Origin of the sequence: Pedobacter paludisoli (genome assembly GCF_052344095.1) — a bacterium.
Classification (GTDB): Bacteria; Bacteroidota; Bacteroidia; order Sphingobacteriales; family Sphingobacteriaceae; genus Pedobacter.
In genome coordinates this window covers 1,676,598-1,690,822 of sequence record NZ_CP179926.1, presented here as the reverse complement: position 1 = coordinate 1,690,822, position 14,225 = coordinate 1,676,598, and the positions used below count along the sequence as shown (strand labels likewise).

General features: G+C 36.4%; 12 protein-coding genes. 5 read left to right on the top strand and 7 right to left on the bottom strand.

Annotated features, from left to right (window positions below; all coding sequences use genetic code 11):
* The first annotated feature begins 211 nt into the window (after positions 1–211).
* The 4 genes from ACJVDK_RS06620 to ACJVDK_RS06605 all read left to right on the top strand — a co-directional run bounded on the left by ACJVDK_RS06620 (position 212) and on the right by ACJVDK_RS06605 (position 2,718).
* Positions 212–787, top strand: a complete 576-nt coding sequence (locus tag ACJVDK_RS06620) for a hypothetical protein (RefSeq protein WP_443939491.1) — start codon at positions 212–214, stop codon at positions 785–787.
* Between the two features lie 193 nt (positions 788–980).
* Entirely contained in the window at positions 981–1,526 is a 546-nt protein-coding gene (locus ACJVDK_RS06615; RefSeq protein WP_443939490.1) for a hypothetical protein, read from the top strand.
* Between the two features lie 123 nt (positions 1,527–1,649).
* Complete coding sequence (locus ACJVDK_RS06610; protein ID WP_443939489.1) at positions 1,650–2,225, top strand: nitroreductase family protein; 576 nt, start codon at positions 1,650–1,652, stop codon at positions 2,223–2,225.
* A gap of 40 nt (positions 2,226–2,265) precedes the next feature.
* Positions 2,266–2,718 (top strand): 3-oxoacyl-ACP synthase, encoded by a 453-nt coding sequence (locus tag ACJVDK_RS06605; RefSeq protein ID WP_443939488.1) that lies wholly within the window; start codon positions 2,266–2,268, stop codon positions 2,716–2,718.
* Positions 2,719–2,762: 44 nt separating this feature from the next.
* Here ACJVDK_RS06605 and ACJVDK_RS06600 read toward each other — a convergent pair whose 3' ends face one another.
* The 7 genes from ACJVDK_RS06600 to ACJVDK_RS06570 all read right to left on the bottom strand — a co-directional run bounded on the left by ACJVDK_RS06600 (position 2,763) and on the right by ACJVDK_RS06570 (position 12,902).
* Positions 2,763–3,899, bottom strand: coding sequence for an RsiV family protein (locus ACJVDK_RS06600; protein ID WP_443939487.1), 1,137 nt, complete (start codon positions 3,897–3,899; stop codon positions 2,763–2,765).
* Positions 3,900–4,033: 134 nt separating this feature from the next.
* Positions 4,034–4,912 (bottom strand): polysaccharide deacetylase family protein, encoded by an 879-nt coding sequence (locus ACJVDK_RS06595; RefSeq protein WP_443939486.1) that lies wholly within the window; start codon positions 4,910–4,912, stop codon positions 4,034–4,036.
* A gap of 150 nt (positions 4,913–5,062) precedes the next feature.
* Entirely contained in the window at positions 5,063–6,364 is a 1,302-nt protein-coding gene (locus ACJVDK_RS06590; protein WP_443939485.1) for a thioredoxin family protein, read from the bottom strand.
* A gap of 51 nt (positions 6,365–6,415) precedes the next feature.
* Complete coding sequence (locus tag ACJVDK_RS06585) at positions 6,416–7,873, bottom strand: PKD-like family lipoprotein (protein WP_443939484.1); 1,458 nt, start codon at positions 7,871–7,873, stop codon at positions 6,416–6,418.
* A 26-nt stretch (positions 7,874–7,899) separates the two neighbouring features.
* Positions 7,900–8,619 (bottom strand): DUF4843 domain-containing protein, encoded by a 720-nt coding sequence (locus ACJVDK_RS06580; protein WP_443939483.1) that lies wholly within the window; start codon positions 8,617–8,619, stop codon positions 7,900–7,902.
* A 7-nt stretch (positions 8,620–8,626) separates the two neighbouring features.
* Positions 8,627–10,048 (bottom strand): RagB/SusD family nutrient uptake outer membrane protein, encoded by a 1,422-nt coding sequence (locus ACJVDK_RS06575; RefSeq protein ID WP_443939482.1) that lies wholly within the window; start codon positions 10,046–10,048, stop codon positions 8,627–8,629.
* Between the two features lie 31 nt (positions 10,049–10,079).
* A complete protein-coding gene (locus ACJVDK_RS06570) occupies positions 10,080–12,902 on the bottom strand; it encodes a SusC/RagA family TonB-linked outer membrane protein (protein WP_443940034.1) in 2,823 nt (940 codons plus the stop codon).
* A gap of 217 nt (positions 12,903–13,119) precedes the next feature.
* On the opposite strand from ACJVDK_RS06570, the gene ACJVDK_RS06565 reads away from it, so the two are divergent.
* Entirely contained in the window at positions 13,120–14,160 is a 1,041-nt protein-coding gene (locus ACJVDK_RS06565) for an IS110 family transposase (RefSeq protein ID WP_443938596.1), read from the top strand.
* The last annotated feature ends 65 nt before the right edge of the window (positions 14,161–14,225 follow it).

Here is a 14,225-nt window from a genome sequence, read left to right as displayed (position 1 = left end):
GCTCAGGCTTTTTATTTGAAAATGAACGGAACCAAACGTGGCATCCTTTAGCCCCGCTATCCGCTTTACTCCGTTACACTTCGTACTCGCTTTTATCGGGTTTAGGTTTTAAGGGCCGAAACCTTTGGCAAAAGAAAACAAATTAAAGCATGCAACAGCACATTTTGGCTAGATTTTTGAATTGCGTTTTACACACACAAATGATAACCAAATGAAAAAATTAGTACTAGGCATTTTTATGTCTCTTGTTTCCATCTTGGCCTATAGTCAAACAGAAACATACAAAGTAAGAACAAATATTTTTGGCGATAAAGTAGTAGAAGATGGAAGGGGTCGAACGGTTCGCAAGTATAAAACGGATATTTTTGGCGACCAAGTAATAGAAGATGGAAGGGGTCGAACGGTTCGCAAGTATAAAACGGATATTTTTGGCGACCAAGTAATAGAAGATGGGAGTGGCCGAACAGTTCGCAAGTATAAAACGGATATTTTTGGCGATAAAGTAGTAGAAGATGGGAGTGGTCGCACGGTTCGCAGATATAAAACAGATATTTTCGGTGACAAAGTAGTAGAAGATGGAAGTGGTCGTACGGTTCGCAGGTATAAAACAGATATTTTCGGTGACAAAGTAATAGAAGATGGAAACGGTCGTACGATTCGTAAATATAAAACGGATATTTTTGGCGATTTAATAGTAGTAGATGGAAGTGGTCGTACGATTCGTACATACAAAAAGGGAGATTTCAATGATGCAACGATACAAGCAGAACTTGATTGCGAAGATTAGACTGTTTTTCAATTTTTTATAACGAAACTTACATGAATAGGCTCTAAAAATAGAGCCTTCATTTTCAGATTCACAAATAGCCAAATGAACAAGCGATAATTTTTACATGGTATAAAATATTGTTGACTTTAACGAAAGAGCCAAAGAAAATTAAGCCTTAACGCAGATGTTATTTTTTTTTCTATTTTTAGATATGGAATTTCTCCTTGAGACATTAAAAAATACGCTAAGCAAACATAAAGTAGAAAAACTAGCGGCAATAGCATCGGATAGCAGCTTTTCGCCAAAGGACTTAATCGAATTAAGTTTTCACCCGAACGAACAAATTGGTTTTCGTGCCGCTTGGGTTTTAGAGAATATATTTTCCAATCATCCTGCCCGTTTTGTTCCGCATGGCGACTATTTTTTGAGTAAATTTTCGCAACAAAACAATTTATCCGCTTTGCGACATTACGTTAAAATTCTTGCCTTTTGGACCCATAAAAAAGCATTGCCAGGATTAAAACAAGTTTTAGATAATTACCCAACAAACGATTTGGCAGAAGTGGTTTTTGCTTGGTTAATCGACGACAAAATTCCGGTTGCAGTTAAATCTCATTGTTTATCTATTTTGGCCAATTTGGCTGTAAAACATGTTTGGATAAAAGAAGAATTGTTGCAAACCATCGATTTTCAAGTCGATAAAGAAAGCATTGCCTATTTTGCGAAAGCCAAACAAATTAGGAAGCAATTGCGATAAATGCCAAAATTTAGGTGTTTCTTCCAAAGGATGAACATGAGGGATTTTGCTAGAAAAACGTCAAATCTTCTGCAATTCAGGTAAATTAACATTTGCCAATCAACTTTTATCTATTTTTACGAAATGAATTCAGCATACACGAACTTAGTACAAATTATTAAACAACGTCGAAGTGTTTTTCCAGACAGTTACATAGAAAAGGAAATTACAGTCGAAGTGATTAATCAGATTTTGGAAGGCGCAAACTATGCTCCAACACATAAGTTAACGCAACCTTGGCGCTTTGTTGTGATAAGAAAAGGAGGTTTAGCTAAGCTAGGAGAGGAGTTGGGTAATCTTTACAAAGAAAAAGTATCCCCACAACAGTTTCTACAAAAGAAGTACGATAGTTTTGCGCAAAAAACAAGTCAGTCAGATTGTATAATCGCTATTTGTATGCAAGTAACAGGCAAAGTTCCAGAGTGGGAAGAATTGGCATCGGTAGCATGCGCGGTACAAAACATGTCGCTTATTGCCGAAAGTTTATCTGTTGGAGCTTATTGGAGTACACCTCTATTGATAGATGATTTGGGAGATTTTTTGCAGTTAAATGAAACTGAAAAATGCATTGGCCTTTTTTATATGGGGTATCATAACGGCGAAACCGTTACTTTAAATCGTACGCCGATGGAAGAGAAAGTGCGTTGGATTGAAGCGTAATTTTACATTTAATTATGCTTCATTTTAACAAAATATACCCATGTCAACTTTAAAAAATCAACTATATCAACTTTGTTTAACGTTTATCGAAAAACGTATTCAAAACATCGAATTTTCTTTGCAACAAGCACGTCAGGCTTCGAACGACGATACCAAAAGTAGCGCCGGCGATAAGTATGAAACGACGCGTGAAATGATGCAGCAAGAAATGGATCGTAATAATAAGTTACTGTACGAAGCTGGGCAGCAGAAGATCGCTTTGCAACAAATAGAAAACGTAGAAGCCGCTAAAGTGGTTAAAAACGGAAGCTTGGTGTTTACAAGCGAAGGTAATTTTTACATTGCCATTAGTGCCGGCGAATTAAAAGTAGAACAACGTCAGTTTTACGCCGTTTCTCAAGCATCACCTATTGGCAAAATGCTCATTGGACATAAAATTGGGGAAGAGCTTAGCTTTAACGCAAAAAAATATTGCATCATAGAAATTTTATAAAATGCCTAGCATTTAATCGGGCATTTTATAAAATTTATCGCTTTTTACTTAATTCCCATTCTGCTAGCAAAAGCGGGCAAGAGGTAATCTTTTAATTCGTCAAAAGGAATAAATACACTAATATCTCCAACCGCATAACTAGCAACTTCGTACGGATTGTACAGAAATGAGATGCCATTGGCATTGAAAAAGAAATTTTTATTGGGTTTTAAATAATTGTCGAACAAAAGAATTTGTAAGCCCTCATTGGGTTTAATGTGGTACTTTTTCCTAAAGTTTTGCTCCACTAATTTTTGAAGGGTGTTTGGTTCTATTTTTAGGAGGTCGCTTAGCGCTAGTTGTTTTTTGTTTTTAACATCAAAACAATATAACAAAGTACCATGCAGTCCGTGGGCGCCACCGGTAAATACGTCGGTGTTGTATGCAACAACAACAAAATCTTGATCGTTAAATAAAACAGACTGCACACCATCGCTGGTATAATTCATCCAAAAAGGAATTTCATCTGCTCCCAACGGATTTTTAAGATCTTTCAGATCATTTTTATAGTCTGAAAAATATTTATTGGCCTTTTGTTTAATGCCAGTATGCCAATCGCTTTGGTTTGCAGGTAAATCCATTATTTTTTTTAACTCCTGATTTAAAAAAGCAGCATTGGCATCGCTTCCATTTGCATTTAAATTCTCGAAACTTATAACGGCTTTTGGCGATTTTTTGTTCCCTGGGAAGGCAATTAGCGAATCTTTATAAATCGAATTAGAGAAAGAATAGCTGCCTGTTGGATATTTTTCTAGGATATGGAAAGGAGTAGATTTTTGCTGGTTCTCATCAATTCTCGTTGCTATAAAATCATTCCCTGTCCACTTCAAAGTTATTTTTGGTTGTTTTGGACTATCGCTGTAAATGAACGAGGAAGAAATGCTTTCTAAAAATACAATGCTATCCTGACCGATAATGGTGTCTATTTTTAAGCTCCACCAATCACCATCCGTATAATATACGGCAGAGTAATTGGCCGTATCTTTTTTCTGGAGATGCATAACCAGATTATGGCCATTTAAACGGCCTTCCAATCGTTTGTAATAAGTCTGCGGTAAAGGAGAAATAGCTTCCGATTTAACGATGGTTGTAGCGTCACTGGTTTTTTGATCATTCTTTTGATTGTTACTACAAGCAAACATGAATGAGGTTATACAGAAAAAAAATGAAAGCTGTAATCGAGATGAGGAATGTTTCATAATCTAATTTACAGATTAATCTGTTTTAGAAGTATGTTTTAAAAAAAAAATCCCGGATTTTCCGGGATTTTTGTCGTTTAAAAGCTGTTTTTAATACTGTTACTTAATGTTTTCGGGCTCCAATATCCACTGGCAATAATTCTGCGAATGGTAAATAAAGGGTCGTTTTCATCGCGTTTAGTTGCTAATTGATACGCCATTCTAAAGCCGCGTTTTTTTAATTCAGGTATACCTTCAGCATTCCACAAACCAAAAGGATATGCAAACTCCGTCATTTTTTTACCCGTAATTTCTTCTAATCTTTTAGTCGGTTTATCCAATTGCTCTTCCCAATCTTTGCCGGCATATTTTTTAAAGTTCTTATGGTCGTAAGTATGCGAACCAATCACATTTCCTTCGTCCGAAAGTTGTTTAATTTGGTCGCTGCTCATGTAATCTACAAATTTTCCTTTTTTACCGATAGAAACAGTCATGATAAAATAAACTGCTTTATACCCGTACTTTTTTAAGGTTGGGTTAACAATGGTAAACTGATCTAAGTCGGTATCGTCAAAGGTAAGCATGATAGGTTTGCTAGGTAAAGCTGCGCCTGTGTTTAAATAGGCATACAATTGATCGGGTAATATAGTATGGTAACCGCTATCGGCTAACATTTTAATTTGATCTTTAAAATTTTGGATTTCTACAATATAATCTTTTCCTACTTTGCCATCAGTAGGTTTCCAATCGCGTACTTGGTGGTAGCACAAAATAGGCACCTGTTTGCGCGCTAAAATTGTTTTGGCTTCGGCCACTTTTATTTTTGAAACATCAATATTGCTGGTGGCAACCGTCTCTGTTGTTGCCATTTGCTCGGTACTATCTGATATTTTTTTATCTTCCGTTTGCGATTTCGATTGACAGCTAGCCAGTAAAATAATGCCTGCTGATACTAGGCTTAAAAAATTGTATTTCATAATGCGATATTTGACGCAAAAATATAAATTATACAAATTAATAATTGATTAATTAGCCGAGTGTTAATAATTATTTTTTGCACGTATATAACAAAAAAAGCGAGGTATTCCTTTTCAGAATACTCGCTTCTATAGGTAGATTTTGGGTATTTAAATTGTTTTATTACTTGGTTTTTTACCGTTTTCTTTTTCTTTCTCTGCTAAACTTTCTTTCCAAGCTTTTGCTTCTGCCGTTTTTCCCCAATCGGTAATTATTTTAGGATTGATTTGCAAAAAGTTTCTATAAATTCCGGCAGGTAATTGAGGGGTTGAATAAAAGGTTCCAGTCGAAGCAATTTCATACGCTTTTTTATAGTCATTTGCTTTGGCATAGGCAGCAGCAAGAAAACCGATGGTTTCTTGCGTAGGCTGTAATTCGAACGCTTTAGTATTTAAGTCGATTAAAGTTGTTAATTCTGAAGAGTTTAGCTTTGCCTCGATTATAAATTTACTTACAGTCAAGGTATAACAAATCTCTCTGTAGATATACGGATTGTCTTTTCCATAGGTTTGAGCAATCGTAGCCACAGTAGCAAGCGATTTGCTATAATTTTTTGTGTACATTAACGAATCGGCTTTTAACAGCTGAATATACATGTCCTTGTTGGGAATAGGGGATGCTTTCATAAGCGCCACATGTTCGCGATAAGCTGTATCCTTTTTTTGCGCCAAGTATGCATTGCCATTTCGAACAACCATTCTGTACATACTCTGATTAAACGCTAAGTAACCGATGTTTTTTTCATGCGCTCCGCTGTATTTCAGAATAGCATCTAAAATGACTCCTTTTTTCGGTGAACGCATATAGGAAAGCAAGAGTGCACTGTTTTTAGGCTCTTGTAATTCTTTCTCAGAGATAGAACTGAAATAACTTTCCATGCTTGAATGTACCTCAGCTGGTTTTGTTTTACTTAATATGCCATAAATATATTTTGTTACCAGTTCATAGCTACGCTCTCCTTTTTTCCAGCGTTCAGCGTAAGCTCTTTCCTGAACATTTAAGGTAGAAGTTTTAGCTTTTTTGCCATGGGCGATAAAATTTTGGGCTGAGGTAGAACCAGTTTCTGTATTTAGCAATTCTCCTTCTTCATTAATCCAGTAGTAAGTTGGAAAGGCAGAAGGTTTGTATTTTTTGAAGAAACCATGCGTGCTTTCATTTTCTGCATCAAGCTTTAAATTCACAAAGTTGGCGTTGTAAAAGTCGCCCACATCTTTTTGCGGAAAGATGGTTTGAGACATCACACGACATGGGCCACACCAAGTTGTATAGGTATCTATAAAAATGGCTTTTTTTTCGGCTTTTGCTTTGGCCAAAGCTTGTTCATAGCTTAAATGTACAAATTCAATTCCTTGAGCAAAGCCTCTGGTTGCTAGTAAGCTCAATAAGGCTATTGTTAAAATTTTTAGTTTCATTTTTTACGTGTTTTATACTATCCCGATCTTTAAATCGGGATAGGTTTGGGATTATATTTTAGTGGTAATATCAATTACTTTATCACAGAAGCCTTCTTTTTGCAGAACTTTTGTTGCGGTTACACCACCAATAGTTGAAAGTGTATAGGTTGCAAATGAACCTTTTTTGCCAGCTAAGGAATTGTTTGTATAGCCTACTTTTAATTCCATGGTTCCAAGTTCTATTTTGATATTGTCTATTGCATTCGTGCTTCCTAAATCAAGTAGCAGGCTACCACTTTTGCTTACTGCATTATACACGTAAACCTTACTTCCTGCACTGTAAAATAAATAACTGGCTAATGAACGAGTAGAAGTAAAGCTAGTTGCATTCATCATATCTGTAACAGTAGATACCTCAAATTTCTCTGTAGCAGTAAAACTTCCTGCCTGTGCATTACATAAGAACCGCAAAATAAAGCGTTTAGTTTTTTCTGGGTTTTCAAAGATACCGAAGGCATTGTTTCCACTTACTTGTCCTCCGTGCAAAGGCAGTAAACCCACATTGTTCGGGTCGATAATTGAGGAGGTTGTTCCCGAGGGTAAGGTACTTAAAACACCATTGGTACCCGATTGTACTAAAAAGCGCTTGTTTTTAACATCAAAGAAGGATGGACGTGTATTGGTTCCTTCGTAAAACACCACTGGGCTAATTGTATAATCTTGTCCAATCATTTCTGAGCGGAAAAGAATTTCGGATGAATTCACTTGTCTGTTGTGAATTTTTCCATTTATAACCAGGTAATCTTGCAGACCACTCGTTGATTTGTTCACGTATTTTTGGGTAAACATGGTTCCAGTAAAAGGATACGAGGTAACAAAAGTATTTAAGATGGTTCTGTTGAACGTTAGATCTGTAGCATTGCAAATAACGCCTCCACGTGCATCTTCACAAAGGAGTACTACTTCTGATGGTAAGTTTCCGCTCTTTGGATAATAGCCAACACTTATTGGATTGATACCCAAACTTTCGTTATTTACTTTGAAATAGGCATCTTCAATAAACTTGTTTGAAACGGTGTTTAGAAACGATAACTCTGCTTTGCCATTGTTTTGGGTTAAAATTAATAAACCAGGACTAAAATCATTTCCTACAGCTAAGGTAGTATTCGATTTGTAAAATACGCCTGTTGTTCTATCTGTCACCTTTAAAATAACGGTATAGGTTACACCTGGTGTTAGCTTAACTTTATAGGCTAAATCTTTGGTTTTTCCCAATGTATCTGGTTTAAATTGCGTGGCTTGTGTATAAGCATACCATACGTAATCTAAATCAGTATCCTTTAAAAATTGTTTGTCAATTGTTGGGTTTATGTTTAAAATATCATCGATTGCTTTTGAGTAATTAGGATCTATGCCCGATACTTTTATTGCGTCCAAAGGAGTGGAACCTACAATAGAGTTGTCTTTTACACAGCTGGCGAGGCAGAATAAAATTAAACCCATCATTATTTTTACTATAAATTTCATCTTTTTTGAGTTTAGGATTTTATAAATTACAAGGGTGCCCAAGGTAAAATTTGATTTCCGTTTTCATCCATGACAACATTGTAGGTGTAGAACAAGGCTAATTGGCGGCCATAATCCTGAAATTTCGGTTGTATTTCCGATAACTTCGGGGTAGAAGTGGTGGTTGGCTTCGTATCCGGGAAATCAAACTGTTGAACCTGAATTGCTTTAGTGTGTTTCACCCTCGAATAGGTGCCATAATAAATGGATAAATAGGAATCCCAGTAAGAAGGTTTTACCAATTGGTTGGTAAATATAATGTGGGCATTTAGTTTATTTTGGTAGCCTGCATCCAAATCATCTGAAGAAATTATTTTAATACCCATTCGAACTGATTTCGCTGTCAAATCGGGGTCGGTTTTGTACAAAATAATTGGCACCAGAACACTAAACTTTCCGGCAGGCAAAACGTAATTGTCTTTTAATTTTTGGTAATGCTTGCTTTCAATCGCCGTGCTGTATTGCGGGTCGATAACAAGTTTGAAACTCGTATTTTGTGCAATGGCATTGCCCAAAAGCTGAATATTTAGCCAAACAGTATCGTTGTCGGTCTTGATTGCTACCAATGAACGAAATAAGCTGTCGGTAGTAGAGAAAGCAGAGAAATAAACTGCGGGTTTTTCGTCGTATATTTTTGGGTCATTTTTCTTGCAGTTTGCAAATAGCATTGTGATAAATGCTAAAAAAACAAATTCAATTTTTTTCATTTCACAATTAATTAATGTTTCCAAATTCAATTTCAGCATCCGGAATCGGTAAAACGTAAACAGATTCAGTGTTAGTAAAAGCAGGAATAGTTGGTAGTTTGCTTATATTCATTCGTTTATAGTAGAAGAATAACTGTCCTTCGCCAACAAATTCTTTTCTATACTCGTTGCCAATCTCTGTGGTTAGTTGTGCAGCTGTGGTGGTAGCAGGATCTAATGCAGTTAAACCACGGTTTGATTTTAATGGGTTTAAGTAAGTGTTTATTGCGGTAGTGGTATTAGGTTCGCATTCTGCCGCAATTAAGTACATTTCTGATTTTTTTATCAGTGGAATAAAATTGTTTGCTCCATATAAGTACTTGGTTATTTTCGTGTTTCCGGTATTTGCAGCTGTAAACCAATTTAAGCGATAATCCGTTCCTAAAACAGAGGGGTAAATATTTGCAAAAGAAGTATTGCTGATGGTTAATTGGATGGTACTGTTACCGTCAATTAAATCAGGGAAATAACGGTCGCTATAAAGGGTTTTTAGTCCGGCTACTTTTAAGCAAAATAATTGCTCGGTAGGGAAAGTGTAATCGCTTAATACGGTTCCCGTACCTTGGTTAAACCAAGGGAAAAGAGTAGATTGGATTACTTCTTTTGCGTTTAACAAAGCATTTACCTTATCACCTTTATACAAGTATGCCCGAGCCAGCATGGCCGTAACGGCATAATAATTCATGCGGGTATTTCGGTTTGCCAAAATTGGGTCAATAGTTGATAAATTAATGTTCGCCGAATTTGGTCCTAATGGGTCTACATCCTTTAGTAAGGATTTTGCTTCTGTTAAATCTCTGATAACCTTTTCGAGTACTTCATTAACAGTAGATTGAGGAAAAGGTACATTGGTGTATGCATCTACATAAGGAATTGCTTTTCTCGACGACCCTAAGGCTACAGAAGGAGAAAAAAGGCGCAATAGATCAAGGTGGAACATGGCACGCAGCCCCAAAGACTCACCTTTTACTGCCTGGTAAACGCCAGGTTTAAATACATCTTGTTTTTTATCTACATAGCTTAAAATTAAATTGGTGTTTACAATAGCTTTGTATTGCTGTTTCCAAATATTTGCAAATCGATTGGCACTTTGTAGTTCGGTATAGGAATATGTGCTTATTTTCGAGTAATTGTGATTAACAGTTGTACGCACATTGTCGTAGGTTTGTGCCATTACATCAACCGTTCCCATCGATAATGCAGAACCATAAGAATTAGAATCGATCATTAAGGTATATACTCCCGTTAGGGCATCTCTAAACCCATTTTGGTTAGAAAAAAGTACATCACCTTTTATTTCTGTTTTTGGGGCTACATCTAACCACTTTTTGCAAGAAGTTAAATTTATTGTGGCCACAAGGAGCACTGCTATAGTTATAAATTTTTTCATTTCTCTTTTTTTATCATTCTATAAATTGCCATTAAAAGGTCATTTGGAGTGCAACAGCGTAATGTTGAGCAAATGGATAATCGATTCCACGCTCAGCTTTAATTGTTGAAACTCTAAATATGTCGTTTGCAAAAGCACTCACCCTTAATCGTTCTACGCCAATTGATTTTAGGAATCTTCTGTTCGAAAATAAATACGATAGATTAATCGATTTTAGTTCCATGACATTGTTTTTCTCTACAAAGCGCGATGTAGGGCGTGTTATAGATAAATTGGTGATACCTTTAAAAGCTGAAATATCACCCGGATTTTGCCACCTGTCGTAAAATACGCGGCTATCAACATTTTGGTTCGGATTTACATTCTCAATTCGGTTAACCAGCGTTTGATTGTATAAATATCCTCCCAAACGATAGGCAAAAAATACATTTAACTGGAAGCCGTTTGAACCGACGTTAGTCCCGAAGGTTCCTTCTGCTTTGGGGTCGGTAGAAGCAAATGGAACATAATCATCTGCGCTCCATACGTTCGTTGTATTGCCAGCTTTGTTAACGAAAACTTCTTGCCCCGTGGCCGGATCAATGCCTAATGAAGGAACTACCCAAATGGTATTAATGGATTGCCCCTCTACAAAACGAACAGAAGGTTTGTTTGCCGCGCTACTATTCGATGAATTTTCAGTGTCGTTCGCATCATTATATGTTTTTAGCGCATTCGAAATTTCCTTTAACTGGTTCTTGTTATGTACCGCAGAGCCAAATACGTTAATGTATTGTTGTTTTTCAGGATTTGAAAATACCGTTGCTTTTAAATTGATTTCATAACCATTGTTTGTAACCTCACCTAAATTTGCTTTGTAAGTACTAAAGCCTAATGATGGTGGCATGGTTACATCAACTAAAACGTCTTGTGAAGTATCAAAATAGTAGTTGAAATATCCACTGATTTTTCCTTTAAAAAATTCGAAATCGACACCAACGTTCCGTTTATAAGTTTTTTGCCATTTTAAATCTTGGTTTCCATAGGCTGAAGCAATTGCGCCAATGTAGCCATTGTAACTCATATTTGGAATGTAGTTGTAGGTAAGTTGCGATTGGTAAGCATAGAAGTTCTGACTTCCAGTGAAACCAATTGAACCGCGAAGTTTTAATAGCGTTATAAATGTGTTGTCTTTTAAAAAGGCCTCATTGTGTATGTTCCATCCTAAACCAGCCGACCAGAATGCACCCCATTTTTTGTTGCTTCCAAATTGTGAGGATCCATCGTAACGAATGGCAAAATCTGCTAAGAACCGATTATCGTAGCTGTAATTGGCATTTGTCAGTGCTCCAATTAATCGCGAAGTAGACTCGGCTCCTGAAGGTTTAGTACCATCCATGTATTGAATTCCCATAGAAATGTGATCCATGAAGTCATTTGGAAAACCAGCGGCTGTTACGCTATATAAATCGTTGCTAACCTGACGAGCATTTAAATTGGCGTTAACAACCAATAAATGCTTGTTAAAGTTCTTGGTGTAGCCTACACCTACATTTCCTTCGTATTGCAAGCTCGATTCCGTAGATTTAAAATAACTTCCTTTAATGGTCGAATTAATAAAATCGGTATGATCGGCAGGTTTAAAATTATCGACTATTTGCGTTTTTTTATTTAGAGAGAATCCCCCCGTTAATCTTAGACTAGTGTTTAATCTCCATTCTACACCAAAATTGTTAATGAAATTATCGTAAGCACTGGTATTAACTGTATTTAATGTAGTATTGTATAAAGGATTGGTAATGGTTACCGACGGACTGGTTACCGAGTTTACCACAAACAATGTTTTTGTGATGTTCCCATATTGATCAACAGGAGAGTAGTATGGGTTTAGATAGGCATATGTGCTGAAACTTCCGTACGGAGAATTCTCAGTTGATACGTGATCAAATGATGTTTGATTGGAGAATCTTACATTTTTATAGTTGTAATTTAAACGGATGTTAATCCCTTTTCTATTTCTAGAAGAGCCCTTCATTACCCCGTCTTGTGGATTATACGAAACATCTACACCGTATCTGAATGTATTATCTCCACCCTCGATTGTTAAAGCTTGTTTTGTGCTGATACCAACTCCTTTAACTGGTTTTTTTAACCAGTCGGTGTTGGTACCTTGTTGTACCAGTTTTAATCGTTCGTTGTATATAGCATCGTATTGCTCTGCAATATAAACGGCATTGGTTAATGGAGTATAAATTCCAGCAAGTTTTTCGTATTGAAGTTTATCTGTTGCGCCTAAAAGATTATAATCAGATAAGTTGGCTACTTCGAAATCGATGGTACCATTATAGGTGATGCGTAATTTTCCAGATTTGGGTGCATTTGTAGAAATAACTACAACCCCATTGGCACCTCTAGAGCCGTATATTGCTAAAGCCGCCGCATCTTTTAAAATGGTAACACCGCTAATTCGTTGTGGATCCAAATCGTATATTTTTTCGATGCTAACCTCAAAACCATCCAACATAAAAACTGGTACATTTGGGTTTCCCTTGTATTTTTCGTCAATATTGGTGTTAATACTCGATGATCCTCTAATCTGATAGTCGGGAATTTGGTTTGGATTTGAGCCGATGGTCGTATTATCCATCATTTTAAATGCCGGGTCTAGTACTGTTAAAGCCGATAGGATATTTTGATTGGTCACAGTGCGCAATTCTTCTCCGGTAAACGAAGTTGCAGCTCCAGTAAAGGTTTGTTTTGATTTTTCGAAATAACCGGTTTTTACAGTAACATTTACATCCGAAAGGCTTTTTATGTTTTCTTTAAGAGTAACTGTAATTGTAGGGGAATTTGCAGCTAGTTTTACTTCTCCTATGTTTGTATAATATAATCTAAGTGAAGAAGGGCGAGAGCAGATTTTGCTTTAAATAGCCTTATGGTATATTCAAGAAAAGAGACTGCCTCCTCTTCTTTAACCTTTTAGAATCTGAACAGAATGTAAGGAACTCAATCATAATTATGGGTTGCGTAGCCAGTATATCTAGTCAGGAGAAAAGATGAAAAAAGGTTATCACTTACCTAAACCAGATAAGATGAAAGTATTATTAAAGCAGACAGTAGGAATTGATGTTGCTCAAAAAGAATTAGTTGTATCGCTTGGTCGAATGGATGAGCAGATCAGTATAGAAGTTTATGCCTACAAAGTATTTCCCAATACTAAAAAAGGGTTTTTAAGCCTTGTATCATGGGTAAATAAGCAGACGTCAACTGCGACAGAAGTGCGGTACATAATGGAAGCAACTGGAGTTTACCATGAATCCTTAGCCTATTATCTATGCAGTACTCAAAAACAAATTAGTATCGTTTTACCTAACAAGATCAGTAATTATGCGAGAACACTTGACATAAAGACTATTACAGACAAGAGCGCTTCACAAGCCATTGCGAGATTTGGATTGGAAAGGCAGTTGGAAATATGGCAGCCTCCTTCAAAAATATTCAATGATTTAAGACAGCTTTGCCGGGAACGTGAGCAGCTAGTGCAGGAACGCACAATGTTGAAGAATCAACTTCATGCAGAACGTACTTCTGCAACAACAAGTGAAAAGTCAGTAAAACGAACTAATAAAAGAATAGCTTTGATTAATGCACAGGAAAAGGAGATACAGAAGGAAATTACTAAGCTTATCAATGGAGATAGCGTTTTAGTAGAAAAGATGAAGATAATGTCTTCTATACCGGGAATTGGAAATCTAACGGCTGTAACCATTATCGCGGAAACCAATGGATTTGAGTTAATAACGAATAAAAAACAACTGGTCAGTTATGCCGGATTAGATGTAAAAGAAAAGACATCTGGAACCTCAGTGAAATCCAAACCAAGAATATCCAAGCGGGGCAATCGGAATTTAAGGAAGGTAATGCACTTTCCTGCATTGGCTGCAATAAGAACTGATGAAAGGTTCAGATATATTTTCTTAAGATTAGTTTCAAGGCATGGTATTAAAATGAAGGCTATTGTTGCCATCCAAAGAAAATTACTGGAATTGACTTTTATCTTATGGAAGAATAATTCTTATTATAATCCAGGACACGAATATCAAATTATTCCGCTCCAGGAAGCAGCAGTATAAAAAAAGGGAAACTATAAGTCATTTCCCTTTGTAATCAATTTATGAGGTCTAGTTTCTGGCTATGC

Bases quoted from the DNA above. Each gene is read 5' to 3' on its own strand.
- ACJVDK_RS06620 (WP_443939491.1), top strand. From the start codon at position 212: ATGAAAAAATTAGTACTAGGCATTTTTATGTCTCTTGTTTCCATCTTG.
- ACJVDK_RS06595 (WP_443939486.1), bottom strand. From the start codon at position 4,912: ATGAAATACAATTTTTTAAGCCTAGTATCAGCAGGCATTATTTTACTG.
- ACJVDK_RS06605 (WP_443939488.1), top strand. From the start codon at position 2,266: ATGTCAACTTTAAAAAATCAACTATATCAACTTTGTTTAACGTTTATC.
- ACJVDK_RS06575 (WP_443939482.1), bottom strand. From the start codon at position 10,048: ATGAAAAAATTTATAACTATAGCAGTGCTCCTTGTGGCCACAATAAAT.
- ACJVDK_RS06615 (WP_443939490.1), top strand. From the start codon at position 981: ATGGAATTTCTCCTTGAGACATTAAAAAATACGCTAAGCAAACATAAA.
- ACJVDK_RS06600 (WP_443939487.1), bottom strand. From the start codon at position 3,899: ATGTTTGCTTGTAGTAACAATCAAAAGAATGATCAAAAAACCAGTGAC.
- ACJVDK_RS06585 (WP_443939484.1), bottom strand. From the start codon at position 7,873: ATGAAATTTATAGTAAAAATAATGATGGGTTTAATTTTATTCTGCCTC.
- ACJVDK_RS06580 (WP_443939483.1), bottom strand. From the start codon at position 8,619: ATGAAAAAAATTGAATTTGTTTTTTTAGCATTTATCACAATGCTATTT.
- ACJVDK_RS06610 (WP_443939489.1), top strand. From the start codon at position 1,650: ATGAATTCAGCATACACGAACTTAGTACAAATTATTAAACAACGTCGA.
- ACJVDK_RS06590 (WP_443939485.1), bottom strand. From the start codon at position 6,364: ATGAAACTAAAAATTTTAACAATAGCCTTATTGAGCTTACTAGCAACC.
- ACJVDK_RS06565 (WP_443938596.1), top strand. From the start codon at position 13,120: ATGAAAGTATTATTAAAGCAGACAGTAGGAATTGATGTTGCTCAAAAA.